This window comes from Pseudomonas sp. S3_A09 (assembly GCF_054668065.1).
Window position 1 is genome coordinate 1,466,687 of record NZ_CP162752.1, and the last position, 26,768, is coordinate 1,493,454.

31 protein-coding genes and 1 tRNA gene are annotated in these 26,768 nt (G+C 56.3%); 8 read left to right on the top strand and 24 right to left on the bottom strand.

Translation table 11 applies throughout. From position 1 onward, the window contains the following. Positions 1-2: 2 nt before the first annotated feature. The 18 genes from bamB to trmJ all read right to left on the bottom strand — a co-directional run bounded on the left by bamB (position 3) and on the right by trmJ (position 15,149). The gene (gene bamB / locus AB4N92_RS06930) at positions 3-1,154 is read right to left on the bottom strand and encodes an outer membrane protein assembly factor BamB (RefSeq protein ID WP_021492276.1); all 1,152 of its coding nucleotides are present in this window, start codon (positions 1,152-1,154) and stop codon (positions 3-5) included. After that, entirely contained in the window at positions 1,147-1,788 is a 642-nt protein-coding gene (locus AB4N92_RS06935) for a YfgM family protein (protein ID WP_010207915.1), read from the bottom strand. Before AB4N92_RS06935 ends, bamB begins: the two co-directional genes overlap by 8 nt. Positions 1,789-1,829: 41 nt before the next feature. Continuing rightward, a complete protein-coding gene (gene hisS / locus AB4N92_RS06940) occupies positions 1,830-3,119 on the bottom strand; it encodes a histidine--tRNA ligase (protein ID WP_010207913.1) in 1,290 nt (429 codons plus the stop codon). A gap of 21 nt (positions 3,120-3,140) precedes the next feature. Beyond that, positions 3,141-4,250, bottom strand: a complete 1,110-nt coding sequence (gene ispG, locus AB4N92_RS06945; protein WP_003175952.1) for a flavodoxin-dependent (E)-4-hydroxy-3-methylbut-2-enyl-diphosphate synthase — start codon at positions 4,248-4,250, stop codon at positions 3,141-3,143. 2 nt (positions 4,251-4,252) lie between these two features. Continuing rightward, positions 4,253-5,236, bottom strand: coding sequence for a RodZ domain-containing protein (locus AB4N92_RS06950; RefSeq protein ID WP_460129614.1), 984 nt, complete (start codon positions 5,234-5,236; stop codon positions 4,253-4,255). After that, positions 5,236-5,994 carry a type IV pilus biogenesis/stability protein PilW gene (gene pilW / locus AB4N92_RS06955; RefSeq protein ID WP_010207908.1) on the bottom strand — a complete coding sequence of 253 codons (759 nt, stop codon included), beginning with the start codon at positions 5,992-5,994 and terminating at the stop codon, positions 5,236-5,238. The genes AB4N92_RS06950 and pilW overlap by 1 nt, the downstream gene beginning before the upstream one ends. Positions 5,995-6,006: 12 nt before the next feature. Next, the gene (gene rlmN / locus AB4N92_RS06960; protein ID WP_010207907.1) at positions 6,007-7,155 is read right to left on the bottom strand and encodes a dual-specificity RNA methyltransferase RlmN; all 1,149 of its coding nucleotides are present in this window, start codon (positions 7,153-7,155) and stop codon (positions 6,007-6,009) included. A gap of 29 nt (positions 7,156-7,184) precedes the next feature. Next, the gene (ndk, locus tag AB4N92_RS06965) at positions 7,185-7,610 is read right to left on the bottom strand and encodes a nucleoside-diphosphate kinase (RefSeq protein ID WP_003175956.1); all 426 of its coding nucleotides are present in this window, start codon (positions 7,608-7,610) and stop codon (positions 7,185-7,187) included. 92 nt (positions 7,611-7,702) lie between these two features. Beyond that, complete coding sequence (gene iscX / locus AB4N92_RS06970; protein ID WP_016977667.1) at positions 7,703-7,903, bottom strand: Fe-S cluster assembly protein IscX; 201 nt, start codon at positions 7,901-7,903, stop codon at positions 7,703-7,705. A gap of 14 nt (positions 7,904-7,917) precedes the next feature. Beyond that, positions 7,918-8,259 carry an ISC system 2Fe-2S type ferredoxin gene (fdx, locus tag AB4N92_RS06975; protein ID WP_010207904.1) on the bottom strand — a complete coding sequence of 114 codons (342 nt, stop codon included), beginning with the start codon at positions 8,257-8,259 and terminating at the stop codon, positions 7,918-7,920. Between the two features lie 3 nt (positions 8,260-8,262). Continuing rightward, a complete protein-coding gene (gene hscA, locus AB4N92_RS06980) occupies positions 8,263-10,125 on the bottom strand; it encodes a Fe-S protein assembly chaperone HscA (protein ID WP_010207902.1) in 1,863 nt (620 codons plus the stop codon). Positions 10,126-10,178: 53 nt separating this feature from the next. Further along, complete coding sequence (gene hscB, locus AB4N92_RS06985; protein ID WP_042571611.1) at positions 10,179-10,700, bottom strand: co-chaperone HscB; 522 nt, start codon at positions 10,698-10,700, stop codon at positions 10,179-10,181. Between the two features lie 8 nt (positions 10,701-10,708). Beyond that, a complete protein-coding gene (gene iscA / locus AB4N92_RS06990) occupies positions 10,709-11,032 on the bottom strand; it encodes an iron-sulfur cluster assembly protein IscA (protein ID WP_003175963.1) in 324 nt (107 codons plus the stop codon). A 28-nt stretch (positions 11,033-11,060) separates the two neighbouring features. After that, positions 11,061-11,447: a Fe-S cluster assembly scaffold IscU gene (gene iscU / locus AB4N92_RS06995; RefSeq protein WP_010207899.1), complete on the bottom strand. Its 387-nt coding sequence runs from the start codon at positions 11,445-11,447 to the stop codon at positions 11,061-11,063. 99 nt (positions 11,448-11,546) lie between these two features. Beyond that, positions 11,547-12,761, bottom strand: coding sequence for an IscS subfamily cysteine desulfurase (locus tag AB4N92_RS07000; RefSeq protein ID WP_010207898.1), 1,215 nt, complete (start codon positions 12,759-12,761; stop codon positions 11,547-11,549). Positions 12,762-12,811: 50 nt separating this feature from the next. Next, entirely contained in the window at positions 12,812-13,303 is a 492-nt protein-coding gene (gene iscR, locus AB4N92_RS07005; RefSeq protein ID WP_003194020.1) for a Fe-S cluster assembly transcriptional regulator IscR, read from the bottom strand. A 290-nt stretch (positions 13,304-13,593) separates the two neighbouring features. Beyond that, on the bottom strand, positions 13,594-14,376 hold the full coding sequence (gene cysE / locus AB4N92_RS07010) for a serine O-acetyltransferase (RefSeq protein ID WP_124364300.1): 783 nt from the start codon (positions 14,374-14,376) through the stop codon (positions 13,594-13,596). A 2-nt stretch (positions 14,377-14,378) separates the two neighbouring features. Beyond that, a complete protein-coding gene (gene trmJ / locus AB4N92_RS07015; protein WP_010207895.1) occupies positions 14,379-15,149 on the bottom strand; it encodes a tRNA (cytosine(32)/uridine(32)-2'-O)-methyltransferase TrmJ in 771 nt (256 codons plus the stop codon). A gap of 145 nt (positions 15,150-15,294) precedes the next feature. Here trmJ and suhB point away from each other — a divergent pair, with 145 nt between their 5' ends. Then, on the top strand, positions 15,295-16,110 hold the full coding sequence (gene suhB, locus AB4N92_RS07020) for a type III secretion system regulator SuhB (protein WP_003175971.1): 816 nt from the start codon (positions 15,295-15,297) through the stop codon (positions 16,108-16,110). 58 nt (positions 16,111-16,168) lie between these two features. Here the strand turns inward: suhB and AB4N92_RS07025 are convergent, their stop codons facing one another. From AB4N92_RS07025 to queA, 6 genes are all read right to left on the bottom strand, one after another. Then, positions 16,169-16,711 carry a glycine zipper 2TM domain-containing protein gene (locus tag AB4N92_RS07025; protein WP_010207894.1) on the bottom strand — a complete coding sequence of 181 codons (543 nt, stop codon included), beginning with the start codon at positions 16,709-16,711 and terminating at the stop codon, positions 16,169-16,171. A gap of 122 nt (positions 16,712-16,833) precedes the next feature. Continuing rightward, positions 16,834-17,748 carry a protein translocase subunit SecF gene (gene secF / locus AB4N92_RS07030; RefSeq protein ID WP_010207892.1) on the bottom strand — a complete coding sequence of 305 codons (915 nt, stop codon included), beginning with the start codon at positions 17,746-17,748 and terminating at the stop codon, positions 16,834-16,836. 9 nt (positions 17,749-17,757) lie between these two features. Beyond that, positions 17,758-19,626: a protein translocase subunit SecD gene (gene secD, locus AB4N92_RS07035; protein ID WP_010207890.1), complete on the bottom strand. Its 1,869-nt coding sequence runs from the start codon at positions 19,624-19,626 to the stop codon at positions 17,758-17,760. A 62-nt stretch (positions 19,627-19,688) separates the two neighbouring features. Continuing rightward, positions 19,689-20,027 carry a preprotein translocase subunit YajC gene (yajC, locus tag AB4N92_RS07040; protein ID WP_003175975.1) on the bottom strand — a complete coding sequence of 113 codons (339 nt, stop codon included), beginning with the start codon at positions 20,025-20,027 and terminating at the stop codon, positions 19,689-19,691. Positions 20,028-20,070: 43 nt separating this feature from the next. Beyond that, positions 20,071-21,186 carry a tRNA guanosine(34) transglycosylase Tgt gene (gene tgt, locus AB4N92_RS07045; protein WP_003175976.1) on the bottom strand — a complete coding sequence of 372 codons (1,116 nt, stop codon included), beginning with the start codon at positions 21,184-21,186 and terminating at the stop codon, positions 20,071-20,073. Between the two features lie 11 nt (positions 21,187-21,197). Next, positions 21,198-22,241: a tRNA preQ1(34) S-adenosylmethionine ribosyltransferase-isomerase QueA gene (gene queA, locus AB4N92_RS07050; protein WP_010207886.1), complete on the bottom strand. Its 1,044-nt coding sequence runs from the start codon at positions 22,239-22,241 to the stop codon at positions 21,198-21,200. A gap of 108 nt (positions 22,242-22,349) precedes the next feature. Here queA and AB4N92_RS07055 point away from each other — a divergent pair. The 7 genes from AB4N92_RS07055 to AB4N92_RS07085 all read left to right on the top strand — a co-directional run bounded on the left by AB4N92_RS07055 (position 22,350) and on the right by AB4N92_RS07085 (position 26,413). Beyond that, positions 22,350-22,434 (top strand) — tRNA-Leu (locus tag AB4N92_RS07055). A gap of 365 nt (positions 22,435-22,799) precedes the next feature. After that, positions 22,800-23,369 (top strand): dual OB domain-containing protein, encoded by a 570-nt coding sequence (locus AB4N92_RS07060; RefSeq protein ID WP_460129627.1) that lies wholly within the window; start codon positions 22,800-22,802, stop codon positions 23,367-23,369. A gap of 114 nt (positions 23,370-23,483) precedes the next feature. Then, positions 23,484-23,927: a DUF488 domain-containing protein gene (locus tag AB4N92_RS07065; protein ID WP_460129630.1), complete on the top strand. Its 444-nt coding sequence runs from the start codon at positions 23,484-23,486 to the stop codon at positions 23,925-23,927. Further along, positions 23,924-24,523 carry a DUF4326 domain-containing protein gene (locus AB4N92_RS07070; RefSeq protein WP_457370590.1) on the top strand — a complete coding sequence of 200 codons (600 nt, stop codon included), beginning with the start codon at positions 23,924-23,926 and terminating at the stop codon, positions 24,521-24,523. The genes AB4N92_RS07065 and AB4N92_RS07070 overlap by 4 nt, the downstream gene beginning before the upstream one ends. Positions 24,524-24,732: 209 nt before the next feature. After that, positions 24,733-25,062, top strand: coding sequence for a hypothetical protein (locus tag AB4N92_RS07075; protein ID WP_457370589.1), 330 nt, complete (start codon positions 24,733-24,735; stop codon positions 25,060-25,062). Between the two features lie 64 nt (positions 25,063-25,126). Continuing rightward, positions 25,127-25,708, top strand: a complete 582-nt coding sequence (locus tag AB4N92_RS07080) for a hypothetical protein (RefSeq protein WP_457370588.1) — start codon at positions 25,127-25,129, stop codon at positions 25,706-25,708. Positions 25,709-25,867: 159 nt separating this feature from the next. Then, complete coding sequence (locus AB4N92_RS07085) at positions 25,868-26,413, top strand: hypothetical protein (RefSeq protein ID WP_460129635.1); 546 nt, start codon at positions 25,868-25,870, stop codon at positions 26,411-26,413. Positions 26,414-26,768 lie beyond the last annotated feature (355 nt).

Consider the following 26,768-nt stretch of genomic DNA (forward strand, 5'->3'; position numbering starts at 1 on the left):
TCTTACTTGATGGTCAGGGCTTCCAGCTTGCCGCTGTTGCCATACACATAAAGCATGTTACCCACGACCAGCGGACGCGCACGCAGGCCGTCGCTGTCGATACGCTCGCGACCCACGAAGCGACCGTCTACCTGGCTCAACAGGTGCAGGTAGCCTTCGAAGTCACCCACGGCGACGTAGCTGGAGAACACTTCCGGTGCCGACAGTTGACGGCGGGCCAGGGAGTCGTTGCTCCACAGCGCGGTCGTGGAACGTTCGTCGACACTTTCAACGGTACCGGACGCCAGGCTGACGTAGACGCTGCCAAACCCTTGGGCGACACCGGCGTAGCTGGAAGCATCACGCTGCCAGTTCACACGGCCGCTCTGCAGGTCCAGTGCCGCAACACGGCCCTGGTAAGTGGCGACGTAGAGGGTTTCACCGGACAGCAGCAAGCCACCGTCGATGTCCACTACGCGGTCCAGTTCGGAACGGCCTTGCGGGATGGCCACACGGGTTTCCCAGGCCGGCACGCCGTTCTGGGTATCCAGCGCGACCACTTTACCGGTCGACAGGCCAGCAACGGCCAGATTGTTGGTCACAATCGGACCACTGGTACCGCGCAGCGTCAGCACCGCTGGGGTGCTGTCATACAACCAGCGCTGTTCGCCAGTGCTGGCGTCGAGGCCGATCACACGGTCGTCCTGGGTTTGCACCACGACGATATCGCCGTTGGTGGCAGGCGGTGCGAGTACTTCACTGGTCACGCGGGCGCGCCATTTCTCTTCACCGGTGCTGGAATCCAGGGCTACGACTTCGCCTTTCAGCGTGCCGAGCATGACCATGCCGTAACCCACGCCTACGGCGCCGGAAACTGGCAATTCGAGGTCTTTCTTCCACTTGACGTCGCCGTTCATGCGATCCATGGAGATCACCACGCCGGTGACATCAGCGGCCACAATGTTGTCACCGTCGATTGCCGGTACCAGCATGTTGTAGGTTTCGCCCTGACCGTCACCGATGGAGCGACTCCACTGCTTTTGCAGGACCACTTCTTCCTTGAAGCTGGTCAGCTCCGCAGGCGGCAGTTCTTTTTTACTGTTGCTGCTGCAACCCGCGGCCAGAACGGCCAGAGCCAGCAATGCTGCATGTTTCCAACGGATCACGTCACGCATCCCCTTTGGCCAAGTCGTCCAGCTTGATTTGTAAGCCACCGACCGCCGCTTCATCAGACAGCGCCGCCTTGGCTTTTTGGTACGCAGCATTGGCTTCGTCGGTACGACCCAATTGGACCAACAGGTCGCCCTTGAGCTCTTCGCGAGTGGCTACAAATGCCTTGTCAGCATCGCCGTCGAGCAGTTTGAGTGCTTCGTCAGCCTTGTTCTGTGCCGCCAGGACCTGAGCCAGGCGCTGACGTGCGATTTCACCCAGGGTTGGGTTGGTCGGTTTGTCGGCGATGGCCTTCAGCTCTGCGGCGGCGTCATCCAGCTTGCCGGTGTCTACCGCGACTTTCGCGACGAACAGGCTGCCGTATTGGGCGTAGGTGCTACCGCCGAATTCGTTCTTCAGCTTGCCGGCCAGGTCTGCAACCTGCGCAGGATCAGGCTTGCCGTCCGGCGTCAGGGTGGTTTCCAGCAATTGCTGATAGACGATCGAGGCGCCTTGGGACTGGTTGGCCTGATACTTGGTCCAGGCTTGCCAGCCGAACACCACCACTAAAGCCAGCAGGCCGCCAGTAACCAGGGGCTTGCCGTTACGCTGCCACCAGTCCTTGAACTCGGCCAGTTGCTCATCATCAGTACTCGACACCCCAATACTCCTTAATCGCTAAATTCGGCTGTTCGACAGCTTCAACCCTGCACGACGCAGGTGGCCAAGTGCGCAGCGAGCGCATCAAAGGCAATGTTCTGTTGCTCGCCCTGGCCACGCAGGGGTTTGAAACCTATCACTTGCTGGGCCAGCTCGTCATCGCCAAGGATCAATGCATACAGCGCACCGCTCTTGTCGGCCTTCTTGAACTGGCTCTTGAAGCTGCCGGCGCCGGCATTGACTTGCAGGCGCAGGTTTGGCAGTTGGTCGCGGACCTTTTCGCTCAGGGCCAGGGCAGCCAGTTCGGCGGCCTCGCCAAAGGCGCACAGGTACACGTCCACCTGACGGGAGATCTCTTCCGGGACCTTCTCCAGGGTTTCCAGCAGCAGGATCAGCCGCTCGATGCCCATAGCGAAGCCCACACCGGTGGTCGGTTTGCCGCCCATCTGCTCGACCAGGCCGTCGTAACGACCACCGGCACACACGGTGCCCTGGGCGCCGAGTTTGTCGGTGACCCACTCGAACACGGTCTTGCTGTAATAATCGAGGCCGCGCACCAGTTTGGTGTTGATTTCGAACGGAATACCGGCCGCCTCCAGACGAGCCTTGAGGCCCTCGAAGTGGATACGGGACTCGTCGTCCAGGTAATCGGCCATTTTCGGCGCATTGACCAGCACGGCCTGGGTGTCGGCGTTCTTGGTATCGAGGACGCGCAACGGGTTGGTCTTCAGACGGCGCTGGCTGTCTTCGTCCAACTTGTCCAGGTGGGCCGACAGGTACTCGACCAGGGCCACTTTATAGCGGCCGCGGGATTCGCTGGTACCCAGGCTGTTGAGTTCAAGCTTGACCGCGTCGCGGATACCCAGCAGGCCCCACAGGCGCCAGGTCAGCACGATCAGCTCGGCGTCGATGTCCGGGCCGTCGATGTTGAACACTTCCAGGCCGATCTGGTGAAACTGGCGATAACGGCCTTTCTGGGGGCGTTCGTGACGAAACATCGGGCCGATGTACCACAACTTTTGCGGCTGGCCAGCACCGGTGAGGCCATGCTCAAGCACGGCGCGCACGCACGCGGCAGTGCCTTCCGGACGCAGGGTCAGGGAGTCGCCGTTGCGATCTTCAAAGGTGTACATCTCTTTTTCGACGATGTCAGTCACTTCACCGATGGAGCGTTTGAACAGCTCGGTGAACTCGACAATCGGCATGCGGATCTGCTTATAACCGTAGTTATCCAGCAGGCGCGCGACAGTGCCCTCGAAATAGCGCCACAGCGGCGTCTGTTCCGGCAGGATGTCGTTCATGCCACGAATGGCTTGCAAAGACTTGCTCACATCAAATCCTTAAATTCGTTCTTAGCCGCGCGCGATCAGCGCTGCGTCAGCCGCGACCTTCTCGGCCGCTTTCTCGCGGATCAGCTTTTCCAGCTCATCCACCAGATTGTCATTCGTCAACTTCTGCGACGGCTTGCCGTCGATGTAGATCAGGTTCGGCGTACCACCGGTCAGGCCCACATGGGCTTCTTTGGCTTCGCCCGGCCCGTTGACCACACAACCGATAACCGCAACATCCAGCGGCACCAGCAGGTCTTCAAGGCGCAACTCCAAGTCGTTCATGGTTTTCACCACGTCGAAGTTCTGCCGCGAGCAGCTCGGGCAGGCAATGAAATTGATGCCACGGGAACGCAAACGCAGGGACTTGAGGATGTCGTAACCGACTTTCACTTCCTCTACAGGGTCTGCCGCCAGCGAGATGCGGATAGTATCGCCAATTCCTTCGGCGAGCAGCATACCGAGACCCACCGCAGATTTCACTGTGCCTGAGCGTAAACCGCCCGCTTCAGTGATACCCAGGTGCAACGGCTGCACGATTTCCTTGGCCAGCAGGCGGTAGGCTTCTACTGCCATGAACACGTCGGAGGCCTTTACGCTGACCTTGAAGTCCTGGAAATTCAGGCGTTCAAGGTGTTCAACGTGGCGCAGCGCCGATTCAACCAGCGCTGCCGGCGTCGGCTCGCCGTATTTCTTTTGCAGGTCTTTTTCCAGCGAGCCGGCGTTGACGCCGATACGGATTGGAATGCCACGGTCGCGGGCCGCGTCCACCACCGCACGCACACGGTCTTCACGACCGATGTTGCCCGGGTTGATACGCAGGCAGTCCACACCCAGTTCGGCCACACGCAACGCGATCTTGTAGTCGAAGTGAATGTCGGCAACCAACGGCACCTTGACCAGTTGCTTGATGCGACCAAAAGCTTCGGCAGCGTCCATGTCCGGCACGGACACGCGCACGATGTCCACGCCCGCAGCTTCCAGACGGTTGATCTGGGCAACGGTGGCGGCCACGTCATTGGTGTCGCTGTTGGTCATGCTCTGGACCGCGATGGGGGCATCGCCACCCACCGGCACCGAGCCGACCCAGATCTTGCGCGATACGCGACGTTTGATTGGAGATTCGCCGTGCATGACTATTGTCCCAACTTCAGGCGAGCAGTTTCGCCGGTGGTGAACGGCGCTACGTCCACAGGCTGGCCGTTGTAGGCCACTTGCGCGCCACGGGCAAAACCCAGACGCAGCGTCAAAGGAGGCTTGCCGCCCTGGTCAAGCGTATCTCCCTTACGCTTCAGACCGCTAAACAGCACTTTGCCATTGCCATCGGTGACCTGCGTCCAGCAGTCAGCGATGAAGGTGATCTGTACACGACCATCACCGGCGATCAACGCTGGTGAGGTGGGCGGCGAAATAGCAGGCGCTACCGGAGCGGCGGGAGCCGGCGTCGCTGGCGTCTGCACGGGAGTTGCCGGTGTCTGGGCAACCGGAGCAGCCGGCGTCGCGGGAGTCGGTGCGGCAGCGGTCGCGGCTGGCGCGGTTTCCGGTGCTGCTGGCTGCTCGGTGGCAACCGGTGCTTCAGGCAAGGCCTGGCCTTCGGCAACGGCCTGGTCTTCCGGCTCGTCCAGCGGATGAATCTGAGTGGTGCCGTCGGCGCTTTCGACTTCGACGTGCTCCATGGCGTTGCTGGTCAGGTCCTTGGTACGTTGGGAGGCCTGGTCCTGCCACCAGACGAAACCGCCACCGATGACCGCGATCAGCAGCAACAGGCTGACAATACGCAAAATCGTGTGGGAAACCCGTACAGGCTCTTCGATGCGACCCAGGCCGTGCACGTTGCTGCCCTGGGAGTCGGTGCCGGTGAACTGGTCGAATTCCTGGACCAGTATGGCCTGGTCGATACCCAGCAATTTGGCATAGGCGCGGATATAGCCACGGGCAAAGGTGTGCCCAGGCAGCTTATCGAACGCGCCAGCTTCCAGATTGCCCAGGGACGTCGTGGTCAGATTGAGCTTGAGGGCCACTTCCGCCAGCGACCAACCATTGCTTTCACGGGCCTGACGCAAGGTGTCGCCTGGGTTTACGCGATTAGCTGCTACAACTTCCGGGTGCGCCGCTTTCATCATTGCTCCGACAGGTATTGCTGATATTCCGGCGTACCGGGATAGAGTCGTTCGAGTTGCTGGCCAAAACGTGCGGCCGTGTCGCGTTCTTCATGAACCGTCGCCAAGCGCACGCCGAGCAATAGACTACGTGCATTTTGCCCGCTGAGCAGGCTAAAGCGCTCGTAATAGTCACGTGCCGGCACATAATGCCTGTCTTCGTAGGACAACTCAGCCATTTCAAGCAATGCCCGAGGCTGGCGACCGTTCAAATGCAGGGCTTTTTCCAGGTGCTGGCGAGCGCTGTCACGCTGGCCGAGGCGCATCGAGGTAACCCCAAGGTTCTCGAACACCCTCGAACGCTCAGGATAGAGGGTATCAGTGCTGGCTTGCTGGAAATAAAGGGCGGCCTGGTCATAACGTGTCTGCTCGAACAGGAAGCTGCCGTAATTGTTCAGCAGCCGTGGGTCGGCAGGACGGGCAGCCAGGGCCTTATGGAAATACTGTTCGGCCAGTTCCGGCTCGGCCTGGGCCTGGAACACCAGGGCCAGTGCGCCATTGGCATCGGGATCGTCGCTGTCCAGCTCAAGCGCTTTCTTCAACGGCACCTTGGCGTGCTCGCTCATGCCTTGTTGCAGGTAACCCAAGCCCAGCTGCACATAGGCAACCCGCGCCTCCTCACGGCCTTTACCGGTTTGCAAAGGGCTCTCATGACCCGATGAAACACAACCGGCCGCGAGACCGGTAACAAGCAAAAGCAGCGCAAGGCGCAATGGCATAGAGATCCTCTCTCAGATTCGATTCACAGCGATCAGCGGTAAATCGTCGGCGGCGCTCACTTCGCGTCCGGCGATATAACGTTCGCTGCGGCGGGTACGGTCCATCACCTGCCCTACCAATTGGCCACAGGCGGCGTCGATGTCTTCACCACGGGTGGTGCGCACGGTCACGTTGTAGCCAGCCTGGTGCAGTTGATCCTGGAAACGGCGGATGGCGTTGTTGCTCGGCCGCTCGTAGCCAGAATGTGGAAACGGGTTAAACGGGATCAGGTTGATCTTGCACGGCGTGTCCTTGAGCAACTCGATCATCTCGACCGCGTGCTCGACCTTGTCGTTGATGTCCTTGAGCAAGGTGTACTCAATGGTCAACACACGTTTTTCGCCCAAGGTCGCCATGTAACGCTGGCAAGATTCGAGCAGCATTTTAAGCGGATACTTCTTGTTGATTGGCACCAATTGGTTACGCAATGCGTCATTGGGTGCGTGCAGTGACAACGCCAGGGAGACGTCGATGTGCTTGGCCAGCTCATCGATCATCGGTACCACGCCGGAGGTCGACAGGGTCACGCGGCGCTTGGAAATGCCGTAGCCCAGGTCGTCCATCATCAGGTGCATGGCCGAAATGACGTTGTCGAAGTTCAGCAGCGGCTCACCCATGCCCATCATCACCACGTTGGTGATGGCACGGTCGACGGTCGCCGGGACGCTGCCAAAGGATTTGTTGGCAATCCACACCTGGCCGATCACTTCAGCGGCGGTGAGGTTGCTATTGAAGCCTTGCTTGCCGGTGGAGCAGAAACTGCAGTCCAGGGCACAGCCTGCCTGGGACGAAACGCACAAGGTACCGCGCTTGCCCTGGGGAATGTACACGGTCTCGACGCAGCTGCCGGACGCCACGCGCACCACCCATTTGCGGGTGCCGTCGCTGGAGATGTCCTCGCTGACCACTTCGGGACCACGGACCTCAGCAATGGCCTTGAGCTTGTCGCGCAGGGCCTTGCTGACGTTCGTCATGGCGTCGAAATCGTCGACGCCAAAGTGGTGAATCCATTTCATTACCTGACCGGCACGGAAACGCTTCTCCCCGATTGAGTCGAAGAATTTCTCCATTTCCGGCTGGGTCAGACCCAGCAGGTTGGTTTTTACAGTCGATGTCGTCATGGATTCACCCTCACTCTTTAAGCCGATGCTTAGCGAGCGGTTACTTCAGTAGCTGCGAAGAAGTACGAGATTTCGCGAGCAGCAGCGGCTTCGGAGTCCGAACCGTGTACAGCGTTGGCGTCGATGGACTCAGCGAAGTCAGCACGGATGGTGCCGGCAGCAGCTTCTTTAGGGTTGGTAGCGCCCATCAGCTCACGGTTCAGAGCGATAGCGTTTTCACCTTCCAGAACCTGAACAACAACAGGACCGGAGATCATGAAGGCAACCAGGTCGCCGAAGAAGCCACGAGCGCTGTGCTCAGCGTAGAAGCCTTCAGCTTCAGCCTTGGACAGTTGCTTGAGTTTCGAAGCTACAACCTTCAGGCCGGCTTTTTCGAAACGAGTGGTGATCTCGCCGATGACGTTTTTTGCAACAGCGTCAGGCTTGATGATGGAGAAAGTACGTTGAACAGCCATGGTGTAACTCCAGAAACGGTAATTTACGAAAAATTAAACCCGCGAATTATACGCGGGTTATTGGGTATTGCCTAACTGCGTAAAGGGAGGCGTCAGTCCTGTTCTTCTTTCCAGGCAGTCTGGATAGCTTCCAGAACCTTCTCACCGCCGCGATCACGCTCATCTTCGAACCCCGGCAGTGCCATGACCATGTCACGCAAAGCTACAAAGTTCAGGGAGTACGGATCCAGATCGGGGTTGGCATCGGCCAACAGGATAGCGATCTCTTGTACATCAACCCATTTAAGACTCATGACACTTCCTTGAATCAATGCGGCGCTTCGGCAGCATGGTTGAGGGAATACTTCGGAATTTCGACGGTGATATCTTCAGTCCCGACGATAGCCTGGCAGGTCAGGCGCGAAGTCGCTTCCAGGCCCCAGGCTCTATCAAGATAGTCTTCTTCCAGCTCATCGGCTTCGTTGAGCGAGTTGAAGCCCTCACGAATCACGCAGTGGCACGTGGTGCAAGCGCACACACCGCCGCAGGCGCTTTCGATCTCGATATGGTTGTCATGGGCAACTTCGAGGATGGACTTGCCGGTCTCAGCCTCCACGACCATACCGTCCGGGCAGTGCTCGGCGTGTGGCAGAAAAATGACCTGCGGCATTGATTATTCCTCGATTTCATTCAGGTTGCGCCCGGCCAGTGCGGCTTTCACCGTCTGATCCATGCGGCGGGCGGCAAAGGCATCAGTCACCTGCGACAAGCGCTTGGTCTGTTGCTCGATGGCATAGCCATCATTGCCTTTCATCAGTTCGGCCAGTTCCTGCATCTGCAGGTCGATGACCATGCGCTCTTCGGCGTCCAGCAGGCGCTCGCCGTCAGCATCCAAGGCGCCCTGCACCGCTTCGAGCAGGCGCTGGGCATCCACTTGCTGCTCACGCAACACGCGGGCGACCTTGTCGTCACTGGCATACTGGAACGAGTCCTTGAGCATCTTGGCAATTTCGCCGTCGGTCAGCCCGTACGACGGCTTGACCTGGATGCTGGCTTCTACGCCGGACGCCAATTCACGGGCGGCCACGCTGAGCAGGCCATCGGCATCCACCTGGTACGTCACACGAATCTTCGCCGCACCCGCCACCATCGCCGGAATGCCGCGCAATTCGAAGCGCGCCAGGGAGCGGCAATCGCTGATCAGCTCACGCTCGCCTTGCAGCACATGAATCATCATGGCCGTCTGGCCATCTTTATACGTGGTGAAATCCTGGGCGCGGGCGACGGGGATGGTGGTGTTGCGTGGAATCACCTTCTCCATCAGGCCGCCCATGGTTTCCAGGCCCAGGGACAGCGGAATCACGTCGAGTAGCAGTAATTCGCCACCATCACGCTTGTTACCGGCCAGGGTATCGGCCTGGATCGCGGCGCCGATGGCAACCACCTGGTCCGGGTCGATTTCAGTCAGTGGCTGGCGGCCAAAGGCTTCGGCGACAGCCTCACGCACGCGTGGCACGCGAGTGGAACCACCGACCATGACCACGGCACCGACGTCTTCCAGCTCGATACCAGAATCACGCACGGCACGGCGGCAGGCTTTCAGGCTGCGGGCGACCATCGGTTCGATCAACGCATCGAAGGCTTCACGGGTCAGCTGAGCTGACCAGGTGCCGTAGGACACTTCAACAGTTGCAGCATCTGTCAGCGCCTCTTTGGCGGCGCACGCGGTTTGCAGCAGGTTGCGCTGCTCGCCCGGGTCCAGGTCGGCGGACAAACCGGCGCTGCTGATGATCCAGCCCGCAATGGCGTGATCGAAGTCATCGCCACCCAGGGCGCTGTCGCCACCGGTCGCGAGCACTTCAAAGACACCGCCAGTCAGGCGCAGTATCGAAATATCAAAGGTACCGCCGCCCAGGTCGTAAATAGCGACCAGGCCTTCTGCGTGCTGATCGAGGCCATAAGCCACGGCCGCCGCAGTGGGCTCGTTGAGCAGGCGCAGCACATTCAGGCCGGCGAGTTTCGCCGCGTCCTTGGTGGCCTGGCGCTGAGCGTCATCGAAATAAGCCGGAACGGTGATGACTGCACCCACCAGTTCGCCGCCCAGGGTTTTTTCCGCGCGCTGGCGCAGCACCTTGAGGATATCGGCCGACACTTCCACCGGGCTTTTCGGGCCCTGGACGGTGTCGATGAACGGCATATGGGACTCACCGCCAACGAAGCGGTACGGCAGTTGGTCGCCCAATTGCTTGACGTCGGACAAACCACGACCCATCAAGCGCTTGACCGACAGCACGGTGTTCAACGGATCGGTAGACGCCGCCAACTTGGCCGACTCACCGACTTCGGTGCGATCGGCGTGATAACGCACGGCAGACGGCAGGATGACCTGGCCATCGGCATCGGGCAACGGCTCGGACAGGCCGCTGCGCAAGGCAGCAACCAGGGAATTGGTGGTGCCCAGGTCAATCCCGACCGCCAGGCGACGCTGGTGCGGTTGAGGGCTTTGGCCGGGTTCGGCGATTTGCAGTAGGGCCATGGTAATCAGGTCTTATCTGTCTATCAGGCGTGCATCACGGGCAGCACACTGGGTTAATCGTCGAGGCGCTCTTCTAGCTGGCGCACTTCGTAGGTGAGCTTGTCGAGGAACTGCATGCGCCGCATCAGGCGTTCGGCCTGTTCACGTTGCGCTGCATCATCCCAACAGGCTGCGAAGCTTTCGTTGAGCTCATCCTGGGCCGCTTTCAGGCGACGCTTGAAGACAGCGACGCCCGCAAGATCAGCTTCGTCCTGCAAATCTTCAAGCTCTTCGCGCCACTGCATCTGCTGCATCAGGAAATCCGGGTCGTGCACCGTGACTTCAAGGGGCAGCTCGCCACCGTTCATCGCGAGCAGGTAACGCGCGCGCTTCGGGGGACTTTTGAGGGTCTGATAGGCTTCGTTGAGGCTGGCCGATTGCTCCAGCGCCCGGCGTTGCTCACGCTCGGAAGCGTCAGCGAAGCGGTCTGGATGCACGCCACGCGCCAGTTCTCGGTAACGCGTGGCAAGCTGCTCAAGGTCCAGCCGAAAGCTCGGCTGCAGCTCGAATAAAGCGAAATGACAAGGAGTACCCACGAATAGCCTCAGATGTTGAAGCTTTCGCCGCAGCCACATTCACCGCGCACGTTGGGGTTGTTGAACTTGAAGCCTTCGTTCAACCCTTCCTTGACGAAATCGAGTTCGGTGCCGTCCAGGTAGGTCAGGCTCTTAGGGTCGATGATCACTTTCTCGCCGTGACTTTCGAACACCTGGTCTTCCGCAACCACCTCGTCGACAAACTCCAGCACGTAGGCAAGGCCGGAACAGCCTGTGGTGCGAACACCCAGACGAATCCCCTCACCTTTACCGCGCCCATTCAGGGAGCGGCGAATGTGCTGTGCAGCCGCTTCTGTCATGCTGATAGCCATCGTTGACTCCTTACTCGTCGCCAAATGCTTAGATCAAGCCTTTCTTCTGCTTGTAGTCGCGAACGGCCGCCTTGATGGCGTCTTCAGCGAGTACCGAGCAGTGGATTTTCACTGGCGGCAGGGCCAGCTCTTCGGCCAGCTGGGTGTTGCTGATGGTGACAGCCTCATCCAGGGTCTTGCCTTTCATCCATTCGGTCGCCAGGGAGCTGGAGGCGATAGCGGAACCGCAGCCGTAGGTCTTGAACTTGGCATCTTCGATAACGCCGTTGTCGTTGACCTTGATCTGCAGGCGCATCACATCGCCGCACGCCGGAGCGCCAACCATGCCGGTGCCGACATCTGGGTCTTCCGCGTCCATCTTGCCGACGTTACGCGGGTTTTCGTAGTGGTCGATGACCTTTTCGCTGTAAGCCATGGTACTGAATCCTCACTCATCAGGGCCGCTCTGGAACCCTGTAGAAACGCCTGCGTTTTCCGCCACGTTCCTACAGAGCTGGGGTGGCGGCTTCTATAGTTAGTGTGCCGCCCACTCGATCTTGGAAATATCGACGCCGTCTTTGTACATGTCCCACAGCGGCGACAGAACGCGCAGCTTGTTGACGGCTTCGCAGACTTTCTGCGCGGCGTAGTCGACTTGTTCTTCGGTGGTGAAGCGGCCGAACGTAAAGCGGATCGAGCTGTGTGCCAATTCGTCGTTGCGGCCCAGGGCGCGCAGCACATACGAAGGCTCAAGGGACGCCGAGGTGCAGGCCGAGCCGGACGAAACCGCCAGGTCCTTGAGCGCCATGATCAGCGACTCGCCTTCGACGTAGTTGAAGCTCAAATTCAGGTTGTGCGGTACACGGGCGGTCATGCTGCCGTTGATGTACAGCTCCTCAAGGTTCTCGACCTGCTTGTAGAAGCGATCACTCAGGGCCTTGATGCGCACGTTTTCGGCAGCCATGTCTTCCTTGGCTACACGGAAGGCTTCGCCCATGCCGACGATCTGGTGGGTCGCCAGGGTGCCCGAACGCATGCCGCGCTCGTGACCGCCGCCGTGCATGGTGGCTTCGATGCGCACGCGTGGCTTGCGGCTCACGTACAGGGCGCCGATGCCTTTAGGGCCGTAGGTCTTGTGGGCAGAGAACGACATCAGGTCGACCTTCAGTTTCGACAGGTCGATATCGACCTTGCCGGTGGACTGAGCAGCGTCGACGTGCAGCAGGATACCCTTCGAGCGAGTCAGCTCGCCGATGGCCGCGATGTCGTTGATGGTGCCGATTTCGTTGTTCACGTGGATCACGGAAACCAGAATGGTGTCTTCACGCAGCGCGGCTTCGATCATGGCCGGGGTGACGATACCGTCGGTGGTTGGCTCGAGGTAGGTGACCTCGAAACCTTCACGCTCCAGTTGGCGCATGGTGTCGAGGACAGCCTTGTGCTCAATCTTGGTGGTGATCAGGTGTTTGCCTTTGGTCGCGTAGAAATGCGCCGCGCCCTTGATAGCCAGGTTGTCGGACTCGGTGGCACCGGAGGTCCAGACGATTTCACGCGGATCGGCATTGACCAGATCAGCGACTTGGCGACGCGCGTTCTCGACCGCTTCCTCGGCTTTCCAGCCGAATACGTGGGAACGGGAGGCTGGGTTGCCGAAGTTTCCGTCAACCAGCAGGCATTCGCTCATCTTTTGCGCGACACGCGGATCAACCGGGGTGGTCGCTGAGTAATCAAGGTAAATCGGCAATTTCATGGACTTTCTCCTAAATCAGGCTGGCTGGCGTGCCGTTAGCTCTGCGGCTGTTACTCGACGGCGGACGCTTCGATCTTGTCCAGACGCGGCGCCTTGGTATTGCAACGGCGCTGGTCCTGACGCTGGGCTACTTCTTGCACCTCACGGCGAGTCACAAGATCAGCCAAGCTGATACCACTCAAAAACTCATGGATCTGCAGGCTCAAGTCACACCACAGGTGGTGTGTCAGGCAGGTGTCGCCGGCGTGGCAATCACCCAGGCCCTGGCATTTGGTGGCGTCGACGGATTCGTTGACCGCGTCGATCACCTGAGCGACCTGGATACCCTGCATGTCGCGGGACAACTGGTAACCACCGCCTGGCCCGCGCACACTGGAAACCAGGTTGCTACGGCGCAATTTGGCGAACAGCTGTTCGAGGTAGGACAGGGAAATGCCTTGGCGCTCAGAGATATCGGCCAGGGACACCGGCCCAGTTTGCGCATGCAAAGCCAGGTCGAGCATGGCAGTCACCGCGTATCGGCCTTTTGTAGTCAGTCTCATGGACAAGTACCAAGGTGTTTCAGAATGGGAGCAAGTATGCGATTCCCGAGTATTTAAGTCAACTATAAGACCTAGTACTTTAGTCAGGATTACCCGTAAAAAGGGCGCGCGAATCATAGCAGAATGGGGTGAGCACGAACAGCAGGAACAGGGCCAGGCAGGAATCGAGACCAAAATGTGGAAGGGGGCTTGCCCCCGACGGCAGCAGGTCAGCCAAGAAATCCATGGCTGACAGACCGCTATCGGGGGCAAGCCCCCTCCCACAGGGAATCTCGGGTGATCCTCAGACCTCAGCCAGCCTTGGTGGCAGTTTCGCTCTTGATCTCGGCGAAGTCTTCTTCGCGCAACTCAGGCAGATCTTTCGCACAGTAGCTGCTGCCCAGCTCCTTCAGCGCGCCGCACATACCGTCCAACTTGCCATCCACCGCCTGCAGATGGTCGAGCAATTGGCCAATGGCGCGTGCCACAGGGTCGGGCATGTCTTCGCTGACGCCGTAGGCATCGAAGCCGATCTTCTCGGCCATGGCCTTGCGCTTGGCTTCCTGCTCATCGCCGACTTCCGGCTTGACGATGATTCGGCCAGGAATACCCACCACAGTTGCGCCAGGCGGCACCGCCTTGGTCACCACGGCATTGGAGCCGACCTTGGCGCCCGCGCCGACGGTGAACGGGCCAAGCACCTTCGCGCCCGCCCCTACCACCACGCCATCACCCAAGGTTGGGTGGCGCTTGCCTTTGTTCCAGGTGGTACCACCAAGCGTCACGCCCTGGTAGAGGGTCACGTCATCGCCGATTTCAGCGGTCTCGCCAATCACGATGCCCATGCCATGATCAATGAAGAAGCGGCGCCCTACCTTGGCCCCCGGATGAATCTCGATCCCGGTCAGCCACCGACCAAAGTTCGACACCAACCGAGCCAGCCATTTCCAACCCATGCCCCACAAGGCACCGGACAGCCGGTGAATCCAGATGGCGTGCATGCCCGGGTAGCACGTCAGCACTTCAAAGGCGTTGCGCGCCGCCGGGTCACGGTGGAAAACACTCTGGATATCTTCTCGCAAACGCTCGAACATTTTTAATCCTTCCGCTTAAGAAGCTCGCCACGGGCCGCTTTCTGGGTCTCCGTGAGGATGCCACGCAATATATTCATTTCCGCCCGGCTGACCGAGCTGCGTCCGTAAAGGCGACGCAGGCGCGCCATCAAGTGCCGTGGCTTTTCCGGATCGAGGAATTCGATGGCCACCAGGGTTTGCTCCAGGTGCTCATAGAACCGCTCCAGCTCGTCCATGGTGGCCAACTCGCCACTTTTGGTCGACGCAACCTCTTCCTTCTCTACCTTGCTCGGCTGACCAGCAGCGGCCAGCCAGGCCATGCGCACTTCGTAAGTCAACACCTGCACCGCGGCCCCGAGGTTCAACGAACTGAACTCAGGGTCTGATGGGATGTGCACGTGGTAATGACATCGCTGCAGCTCTTCATTGGTCAGGCCGGAATCTTCACGGCCAAAGACCAAGGCGATTTCAGCGCCGCCCGCGGCCTCCTCGACCACTTTGGTTCCGCATTCACGCGGATCGAGCAGCGGCCAGGGGATGCGACGGTCGCGGGCGCTGGTGCCGAGCACCAGATTGCAGCCGACCAAGGCGTCTTCTAAGGTGGCGACGACCTGGGCCTTTTCGAGGAGGTCATTGGCGCCGGACGCACGGGCATCGGCCTCGTGGTGCGGGAACACGCGCGGTTCGACCAGCACCAGGCGCGTCAGCCCCATGTTTTTCATGGCTCGCGCCACCCCGCCGATGTTGCCGGGATGACTGGTATTGACCAAGACGACACGAATGTTTTGCAGCAAGGGAGGCGCTCTCGGACACGGGAAAGGGGAGCAAATCTTACAGAACAGCCTAAGGTTATGCCATGAAAGCTAACGTCGTCCTTCACCTGAAGAAAGTTTCTGCTAGAATGCCCGGCTTTCTTTAACAACCTTAGGTGACACATCCATGCAGCCCATGCTGAATATCGCGCTGCGCGCCGCCCGCAGCGCCAGTGAATTGATCTTCCGCTCCATCGAGCGCCTGGATACCATCAAGGTCGACGAAAAAGACGCCAAGGATTATGTATCCGAGGTGGATCGCGCCGCCGAACAGAAAATCATCGACGCTCTGCGCAAGGCCTACCCTACCCACGGCATCCTCGGCGAAGAAACCGGCCTGCACAAAGGCAGCGGCGAAGGCGAAGACTACCTGTGGATCATCGACCCACTGGATGGCACCACCAACTTCCTGCGCGGCATCCCGCACTTTGCCGTGAGCATCGCGTGCAAATACCGTGGTCGCCTGGAACACGCCGTTGTTCTCGACCCAGTCCGCCAGGAAGAATTCACCGCCAGCCGTGGCCGTGGCGCACAGCTCAATGGTCGTCGCCTGCGCGTAAGTGGCCGCACCAGCCTGGACGGCGCCCTGCTGGGTACTGGCTTCCCGTTCCGTGATGACCAGATGGACAACCTGGAAAACTACCTGGGCATGTTCCGCGCCCTGGTTGGCCAGACCGCCGGCATCCGCCGCGCTGGCGCAGCAAGCCTGGACCTGGCTTACGTTGCCGCCGGTCGCTTTGATGCCTTCTGGGAGTCGGGCCTGTCCGAGTGGGACATGGCTGCAGGCGCCCTGCTGATCCAGGAAGCAGGCGGCCTGGTGAGCGACTTCACCGGCGGTCACGACTTCCTTGAGAAAGGCCACGTGGTTGCCGGCAACACCAAATGCTTCAAGGCAGTCCTGACGGCGATCCAGCCGCACCTGCCGGCCTCGCTGAAGCGCTAAGCGGGCGAGCACAAAAAAAGCACCCCTCGGGGTGCTTTTTTTATGCCTGCAGAACCGGTTATTGCTGGTTCTGACCCAGGATCAGACGACCTTCTTTGTCGACTGGAATCTGGCTGCCAGGGTCGCGCTCCATACGCACGGAACCTTCCTTACCGTCCAGGTTGTAACGCACGTCGTACCCAACAACCTTGTCGCTGATGTCATTGACGGTGTTACAACGGGTTTGCGTAGTGGTGTAGGTATCGCGGTTCTGCATACCCTCTTGAACCTTGTTACCGGCGTAGCCACCACCGACCGCACCGGCCACGGTGGCCAATTTCTTACCATTACCACCACCGATCTGATTACCCAGCAAGCCACCCGCCAGGGCGCCTACAACGGTACCGGCGATTTGATGCTGATCCTGCACCGGACGCTGCCGGGTCACGGTGACGTCCTTGCAGACTTCACGGGGAGTCTTTATCTGGGTTTTAACCGGCTGCACCGCCAGCACTTGCGCATACTCAGGGCCGCTTTTTACCAGGCTGTAGGTGGCAACAGCACCCCCGGCAGTTACACCGACAGCACCCAATACCGCACCAACCAGCAACGACTTGTTCACGTTGAACCTCCTGACCATCACAAGCGGACCGAAACGTCCGCGCTATACCCAGCCTTGGAGCAAAAAAAAGGCGCGAGTTCAATTCTCGCGCCTTTCTTGTCACAGCGATCAACAAGCGCCCATCAAGGGCGGTCGTCGACCTCCTTGCCAGTGCTGGCCGGAGGGATAAGGTCTTCGCTGTTGAGGTTCAGCCAGATCAGCACCACGTTGGCGATGTAGATCGACGAGTAGGTGCCTGCCAGAACGCCGATGAACAGCGCCAGGGAGAAGCCCCACAGGTTGTCGCCGCCGAAGATCATCAGCGCAGCGATCGCCAGCAAGGTGGAGATCGACGTCGCCATGGTCCGCAGCAGGGTCTGGGTGGTCGAAATGTTGATGTTCTCGATCAACGTCGCCTTGCGCAGCACGCGGAAGTTCTCACGAACCCGGTCGAATACCACGATGGTGTCGTTGAGGGAGTAACCAATGATCGCCAGCACCGCCGCCAACACCGTCAGGTCGAAGGTAATCTGGAAGTACGCCAGGATGCCTACGGTCACGATCACGTCGTGGATCAGCGACACAATGGCGCCGACACCGAACTTCCACTGAAAGCGGAACGCCAGGTAGATCATGATGCCGACCAGCGCCATCAGCATGCCGAGGCCACCCTGGTCGCGCAGTTCTTCACCGACCTGCGGGCCTACGAACTCGACGCGCTTGACCGACGCAGGGTTGTCACCGCCGACCTTTTGCAAGGCCTCGGCTACCTGGTGACCCAGTTGCGGGTCTTCGCCCGGCATACGCACCAGCAGGTCGGTCGTTGCACCAAAGCTCTGCACGATGGCTTCGTGATAGCCGGCCTTGACCAGCTCGCTGCGCACCAGGGTGACGTCGGCCGGCTTCTCGTAGGTCAGCTCGATGAGCGTACCGCCGGTGAAGTCCAGACCGTAGTTCAGGCCCTTATGGAACCAGCTGAACAACGCCAGAACGGTAAGGAGCACGGTGACGCCGAACGCAACGTTGCGAACGCCCATGAAGTTGATTGTACGTAACATGGCAGCCCCTTAAATCCACAACTTCTTGAAGTCACGCCCGCCAAAGATCAGGTTGACCATTGCGCGGGTCACCATGATGGCCGTGAACATCGAGGTAAAGATACCGAGGGACATGGTCACCGCAAAACCTTTGACCGGGCCGGTACCCATGGCAAAGAGAATCCCGCCGACCAACAGAGTGGTCAGGTTGGAGTCGAGAATCGCGGTAAATGCCCGGCCGAAGCCTTCGTTGATTGCACGCTGCACGGTCATGCCCGCCGCGATCTCTTCACGAATCCGCGAGAAGATCAGTACGTTGGCGTCAACCGCCATACCCATGGTGAGTACGATACCGGCGATACCTGGCAGGGTCAGTGTAGCGCCCAGCAGCGACATCAAGGCCAGCAGCATCACCATGTTGCCCGCCAGGGCCACGGTGGCGATGACGCCGAAGAAGCGGTAGATGGCGATGATGAACAGCGACACGAACAACATGCCCCACAGCGCCGCATCGACGCCCTTGGTAATGTTGTCGGCACCCAGGCTCGGGCCGATGGTACGTTCTTCAGCGAAGTACATCGGTGCCGCCAGGCCACCGGCACGCAGCAGCAGCGCCAGTTCCGAGGACTCGCCCTGGCCATTCAGGCCAGTGATACGGAATTGCGCACCCAGTGGCGACTGAATGGTCGCCAGGCTGATGATTTTCTTCTCTTCCTTGAAGGTCTGAACCGGTACGTCTTTCTCGACGCCGTTGACCATCTGCTTGGTGTAGGTGGTGATCGGGCGTTGCTCGATGAAGATCACCGCCATGCTGCGACCGACGTTGCTGCGCGTGGCGCGGCTCATCAGTTCGCCACCATGACCATCCAGGCGGATGTTCACTTCAGGGGTGCCGTGCTCACCAAAACCAGCCTTGGCATCCGTCACCTGGTCACCGGTGATGATCAAGCCACGCTCGATCAACGCTGGAGGACGGTTGCCTTCGCGGAATTCGAACTCTTCGGCGGTGGCGCGGGTAGCACCCGGTTCAGCCGCCAGGCGGAACTCCAGGTTGGCGGTCTTGCCCAGGATACGCTTGGCTTCAGCGGTGTCCTGCACACCCGGCAGCTCAACCACGATGCGGTTGGCGCCCTGGCGCTGCACGATAGGCTCGGCCACACCCAGCTCGTTGACGCGGTTACGCACCGTGGTCAGGTTCTGCTTGATCGAGTATTCGCGGATTTCCGCGATCTTGGCCGGGCTCATCGCCAGACGCAGCACAGCCTGACCATTCAAGTCGGCCGGTACGATATCGAAATCGTTGAAGTTTTTGCGGATCAGCGCACGGGCCTGTTCGCGGGACGCTTCGTCAGAGAAGCCCAGCTGGATGGCACCATTGAGCTGCGGCAGGCTGCGATAACGCAGGCGCTCTTTACGCAGCAGGCTCTTCACGTCGCCTTCGTAGACTTTAAGACGTGCATCGAGCGCCTTGTCCATGTCGACTTCCAGCAGGAAGTGCACACCACCGGACAAGTCCAGACCCAGCTTCATCGGGTGCGCGCCAATGCTGCGCAACCATTGCGGCGTGGTCTGTGCCAGGTTGAGTGCGACAACGTAGTCGTCACCCATGACCTTGCGCACGACGTCTTTGGCCGGCAATTGGTCTTCTTGCTTGGTCAGGCGTAACAAGCCGCCCTTCGCACCAGCTGCCAATGTTGCCGCTTTAACCTGGATGCCCGCGTCGTTGAGCGCTTTGCTCGCGCGTTCCAGATCAGCCTGATTGACCTGCAGCGTAGTGCTGGCGCCAGAGATCTGGATCGCCGGGTCATCAGGATAGAGATTGGGAGCGGAATAAATAAAACCGATCGCCAGCACCGCCAGGATCAGTACGTATTTCCACAGAGGGTATTTGTTCAGCATCACGCCGCCCGCTTATAACGCGGGGCGCCTTGCGCGCCCCGTCGATTGGTAAAGGTTGTTACTTAGATCGCTTTGAGCGTGCCTTTAGGCAGCGTGGCGGCGATGGCGCCCTTCTGGAACTTCATTTCTACGGTGTCGGACACTTCCAGAACCACGAAAGCGTCGGAAACCTTGGTGATCTTGCCAGCGATGCCGCCGGTGGTCACAACTTCGTCACCTTTCTGCAGGCTGCCCAGCAGGTTCTTCTGCTCTTTGGCGCGCTTGGCCTGTGGACGCCAGATCATCAGGTAGAAGATGACCAGGAAACCGACCAGGAAAATCCACTCGAAACCACCACCCATAGGGCCGGCAGCAGCAGGCGCAGCGGCATCCGCCATGGCGTTAGAGATAAAAAAGCTCATTTAGCACTCCAGTTGCAAATAGTGAATCTTAGGGTCGGAAAACTCAGTCCAAGGGCGGCACAGGGAGCCCGCGCTTGGCATAGAAGGCATCGACGAAGGCGGCCAATGTACCCTGTTGAATAGCCTCGCGCAAACCAGCCATCAGGACTTGGTAGTGACGCAAATTGTGGATGGTATTCAACATGCTACCCAGCATTTCCCCACACTTGTCCAGATGGTGCAGATAAGCACGGGAGAAGTTCTGGCAGGTATAGCAATCACAGGTGGGATCCAGCGGCGAATCATCATGGCGATGAAACGCGTTACGGATCTTCAGCACGCCTGTATCGATGAACAGATGCCCATTGCGGGCATTACGGGTTGGCATCACGCAATCGAACATGTCCACACCGCGGCGCACACCCTCTACGAGATCTTCGGGTTTGCCAACGCCCATAAGGTAACGAGGTTTGTCAGCAGGCATCAGGCCCGGTAGATAATCCAGCACCTTGATCATTTCGTGCTTGGGCTCGCCCACCGACAAACCGCCGATGGCCAGGCCGTCAAAACCGATCTTGTCCAAGCCTTCCAGCGAGCGTTTGCGCAGGCTTTCATGCATGCCGCCCTGAACGATACCGAACAGCGCAGCGGTGTTGTCACCGTGGGCATTCTTCGAGCGCTGGGCCCAACGCAGGGACAACTCCATGGAAATTCGCGCGACGTCTTCGTCAGCCGGGTACGGTGTGCACTCGTCAAAGATCATCACGATGTCGGAGCCCAGGTCACGCTGCACCTGCATTGACTCTTCCGGGCCCATGAACACTTTGGAACCGTCCACCGGCGAGGCGAAGGTCACGCCCTCTTCCTTGATCTTGCGCATGGCGCCCAAGCTGAACACCTGGAAACCGCCCGAGTCAGTCAGGATAGGGCCTTGCCATTTCATGAAGTCATGCAGGTCGCCGTGCTTCTTGATCACTTCCGTGCCTGGGCGCAGCCACAGGTGGAAGGTGTTGCCGAGGATGATCTCGGCACCGGTGGCGACGATGTCACGCGGCAGCATGCCCTTGACGGTGCCGTAAGTGCCCACGGGCATGAACGCCGGGGTCTCGACGGTGCCGCGCGGGAAGGTCAGGCGACCGCGACGGGCCTTGCCGTCGGTGGCCAATAATTCAAACGACATACGACTCATAGTTATTCCTCTGGGCCGCGTGGCGCCGGATTACGGGTGATAAACATCGCATCACCGTAGCTGAAAAAACGGTACTCGTTGGCGATGGCGGCTTGATAAGCGGCCATGGTTTCCGGGTAACCGGCAAATGCCGACACCAGCATCAACAGTGTGGATTCCGGCAAATGGAAGTTAGTCACCAGGCAATCGACCACATGGAATGGCCGGCCTGGGTAGATAAAGATATCGGTGTCGCCACTGAACGGCTTGAGTACGCCATCACGGGCCGCACTTTCCAACGAGCGGACGCTGGTGGTCCCTACCGCCACGACTCGCCCGCCACGCGCCTTGCACGCCGCAACAGCGTCCACGACGTCCTGGCTGACTTCCAACCACTCGCTGTGCATATGGTGGTCTTCGATGTTATCCACACGCACCGGCTGAAACGTGCCGGCCCCCACGTGCAGGGTCACATAGGCGGTCTCGACGCCTTTGGCAGCAATCGCATCCAGCAGCGGCTGATCGAAATGCAGGCCCGCGGTCGGTGCGGCAACGGCGCCGAGGCGTTGGGAGTACACCGTCTGATAGCGCTCGCGGTCCGAATCTTCGTCGGGACGATCTATATAAGGAGGCAACGGCATATGGCCGACGCGCTCCAGCAGCGGCAATACTTCTTCGGCAAACCTGAGCTCGAACAACGCGTCGTGGCGCGCCACCATCTCGGCTTCGCCACCGCCATCGATCAGGATGGAGGAACCCGGTTTCGGCGACTTGCTGGAGCGCACATGGGCCAGTACGCGATGACTGTCCAGTACCCGCTCCACCAGAATTTCCAGCTTGCCGCCGGACGCTTTCTGGCCAAAAAGCCGCGCCGGAATCACCCGGGTATTGTTGAATACCATCAGATCGCCAGGGCGCAAATGCTCAAGCAAATCAGTGAATTGACGGTGTGCGAGGGCACCACTCACCCCGTCCAGGGTCAGCAGTCGACTGGCGCGACGCTCCGCCAAAGGATGGCGAGCGATCAGCGAATCAGGGAGTTCAAAAGTAAAGTCAGCAACGCGCATGATGGGGTTCGTCTAGCAGGGCCGGGAAGTTTAGCGGAAATAGTGAAAATTGACCATGAAACGTGATTGACCAACGGTAATCTCATCTCTATACTTCGCCGCCATTGAGCCCTGATGGCGGAATTGGTAGACGCGGCGGATTCAAAATCCGTTTTCGAAAGGAGTGGGAGTTCGAGTCTCCCTCGGGGCACCATATAAATCCTTGTAAATCAAGGACTTAGAGAAAGGGTAGAAAGAAATTTCTACCCTTTTTTTTATCCAAAATTTCTACTCTTTTCTTGCAAAATCGCTCAAAAAAATGTGCGTTTGCATGTGAACTTAGCCGGAAAGACGGCTCCCTTCTGCACCGCTTGCCCCCCCCCCTGCGACCTCTTGAAATCAACAAACGTTTCTCAAAACTGAAAGCTACTTTTTAGCATTTGATATGTTATGTTATACAGTTTCATCAAACGTGTTATTGACTAAAAATCCCGCACCATATATCACCTCTGGAGTGGCAATCGGCCACCCAATGGATTAGGTGAGAAAATGGTCGCTACTCAAAGGGAATTTGTGTGCTTGGCAAACTCTAAGAAACACGGTGAAAGATGTATCGCTGGTAAACTCATTGGCGGGCCTGCGGACGGGACCTGGTACAGACCTGTAAGCAACAGAGCCAGTCGTGGGATCTCGGAGAATGAGGCCACCTACCAAGCTGGGGGGGCAGTGAATGCATTGGATATAATTTCTATTTGGGATACTGCAAAGCATCAGCACGTATTTCAGCAGGAAAACTACATCATCGACGCCACTCAGAAGTGGGTTAAAAAAGGTGATTACGTTCAAGCAAATCTCAGCCAGTTGATAGATACACCTGCACGTCTGTGGGAATCAAATTACAAAAGTACGTCCGGCGTGAATGATCGTGTACCTGAGCGATTGCTGACACAAGCTAGGCAAACGCTGTATTTTATTAAACCTGATGGAGATGTCTCGGTTAAAGTTGATGCTGAAGGCAAGCAGTGGAATAATCACAAAATTAGCGTTCGGGCTACCTTCGATTATAACGGCATAAATTACGCACTCAGCTTGACTGATATACCAGCAGAGGCTTATTTCCTTAAAAGGGAATTGGAACCTATCCTCTAAACAAGATCACCGGTCTAACGATCAGTTTAAGCGAGGTTCATACGAACGTGCCGAATTACGTTGTGGGCCAGGGCTTTGCTTACAAAGTTATCGCGGGCATCTTCTAAGGTCACTATGAAAATTTATACTATCGGATTTACAGAGAAGAAGGCTGAAAGATTTTTCAGTCTAATTAAGATCAGCGGCACGAAGCGAATAGTTGACGTGAGGCTCAATAATATTTCACAGCTTGCAGGATTTGCAAAAAAAGAAGATTTAAAATATTTCCTAAAAGAACTGTGTGATGTTGATTATATACACCTTCCAGATTTAGCTCCTACCAAGGAAATTTTATCGCCATACCAGAAAAAAGAGATTTCTTGGCAGCAATATGAGGATAAATTTCTTAATCTTATGGCGAAGAGAAATATTGAGAAACATGTAAAGCCTGAAGTTATTGATGAAGGATGCTTGTTGTGCAGTGAGCATCAGCCGCATCAGTGCCATAGAAGGCTGGTTGCGAATTATCTCAAGCAAGCGTGGGATCAATCTGACGCAGTTGTTAAAGATTTAGTATGAGCAAAGACGCAAAAGTTCTAATCGCATATCCTATTGACTTCCTTTCATATTCAAAATTTGAAAGGAAAGTCGATAAAATTATCAGCTCGCTTGAAAAGGCAGAGCTGATTTTCGTGTCCGATGAAAATAGTTTTATCGAAAAATATTCACAGTCCAAGGGATTGCATGCAGTTCCGTTCGGCTCAGATAAAGAAGCGTTGAAGGAAGTCACGCACGCTATTCTTTTTCAAGATGAAGAAAGGAATTGTTTCTTTATACTCGATAATCAATTGCGAGAAAAAGAAATACCCACAAGAATTATAAATTTGAAAATCACCAAAGTGTCTAATAAAGATAACGGTGACAGTTATGATGTTTACATCGGCAGGGGAACCTTGTGGGGTAACCCTTACCAAATGGGTAAAGAAGGCACTCGCGACGAAGTTATAGCCAAGTTTGCTTATGATTTCGAAAAGCGTTTTTTGAAGTTACCTGAAAAATTTGATGAAAATATTGAAAAGCTCAGAGGTAAGACACTTGGTTGCCACTGCAAGCCAGCAGCTTGCCATGGTGATGTAATCGCGAACTATCTCAACTCTCAAGACGATGAAAAGTGAACTCTATAAGCATACTCATACGCGGTTAGTTTCATCGTCTACTGGCGACTTGTTCAAGTCAGTAGTATTTTATCTTTGATTTTTTGGATGTCGTATCATCACCGGGATCAGACCGGGAGCAATCGCGACAAGAAACGGCATTAGGGCTTGAAATCACAGCAATGTGCCACCATGTAGATTTGATCATTCAGTCAAGGGATACGACCAGCATGTCTACCAGAATCAGCGAAATTCTTGCCCAACTCCTTAAAGAGAGCCCAACCTCTATCAAGGATATTAATGACCAATACAATTACGAAGATACAAAAGGGGGAGGTAAGCGTGATGCCTCACTTGTTTCGTGTGGTCAATGTGGTGATTACAACGAGTTACAATATATTTATGACGAAAAATTAAAGCGGCTAGTCAGCAATTTTAAAATAACAGAAAGTCAAGCATTGCTAGCTTTGAGCGAGTGCTGTTCTGAATTGAGCAATCCTCGCAGCAGGTCAGATTTTTACAAATTGTTGAGCAAAAAGCTCGGGCACAATATCGAATAAGAACGATCAATTCATCTGCTCGCCGCTAAGTGAGCAGATGTTTTTTAATCTATCGAGTAAAAATATGACCTACGTTAAGCTGAATCACGACTTCGCCAAATTTATTGATCCAAAACTATACCATGAAGCACTAGGCAAAAATGATGATGGTGCCTGTATTTTAAGAATGCAGTTGATTTGCGAGCGTTTTTTGAATGTTTATTTAAAAGAACGCATCTCGCCAGAAAATATTGAGTTCTTTGCTACTGGCAAAGGCAACTCTGAAATATTACGACATTTCAACGAAAGGCTAACCACGGCTATTGCTAGTGGATTACCTGCCAATCTTGGAAGAGCTTTGAAACATTTGAATAAAATCAGAAATCAATTCGCCCATAATCTTGAGCACAAAGTTGAACAGTCTGAAATGTTGAAATACTTTGATCTGGTTGAGGCTTTTAAAGTTGACGTTGGGCCGAAACATGGATTTGAAGGTTCAACTAAAGATCTTGAAGTACATGTCGACGGCAAGGTTTTAAAAGCAAAAGATAATATTCAGGCAGGCTTTACAGCGGCCACATATGGACTTATGACAAAAGCAGGTATATGGCTTGCCAATGACTTGAATAGTCGTGGACAGTTAAGCACGGGTGATCCCCTACAATAGCGATTCAACATGTCTATAATTTGTATATAAGGGGTCGTAAAACGGCCCTTTTTTTTGAAAGCGTTTAAATTCAAAAATTGATTACCTAAAGGATATCTGTTGCTACGCTAAATATAGTACGTCACCATTGGTTTTCACCCTCTGTCCAAGGACCAGGAAATGCGTGTACTACCAACACTTCTCGCTACGTTTCTCTCTCTATCGTTCGCTACGTGCAGCTACGCTGCTGATGATCAGCTTCTAAAACTTGATCCGAAGCGTGACAGTGCACCTTACAAAGCTCAAATTCTTGGTTTGCTCAAAAAGACTGAAGGGTTTCGGTGGGAGCATAAAGAAGATGGGATGGGCTATGTAATCAGCCAAGAAACAGGCATGAAAAGCAATTGGAATAGCGATACTTTTGTAAATGGCATTTTTGTAAACGTGAAGAAATTCTATTTTGGAACAAAAGTTGACGAATATGTCGGATATGCACGGCAGAGCAACTTTTTAGACTTTGTCGAAATTTACGGCTATCAAGAGCCGGATAAACAAATCCATATCAAATACAACAGCAGCTCGGACACGATGAGCCTTTACTATCAAGCTTATCCCGACCGACCAAAATTCACATTCAATAAAGTGGATAAGTTTTTTACTGAGACTCCCTCAGGAAAGGGGAACAAAAGCAGTCAAAGTGCCGAAGAGCTAGATTTAATACATTGATCTAATTCTCAGTCCTGGTTTGTACGGAGACTTGTATCCGCACAAACTAGGGCTTATAAATATTTTAGCGTCCAACCATAATAACTGATTAGCTATCAACGCTAAATATATTTCTGCCGAACTATTGACACGACTTTATCCTATTATTAAGCCATAATCTGACGCAAGAAAATTCGACGTGCTCAAAAATCGTAAAATTTTCTAGAAAATAAAACATCGATGATTTTTCATCAAGTTGAGAAACTAACGCTTTAATCGCTTAATTTTTTAGCGGTATTACTCTACGTATCAAGTCAAAGAACGTCAAAAAATATCTATATTATTACTTTTAGTATTTTAATTTTTTGAGCATTTC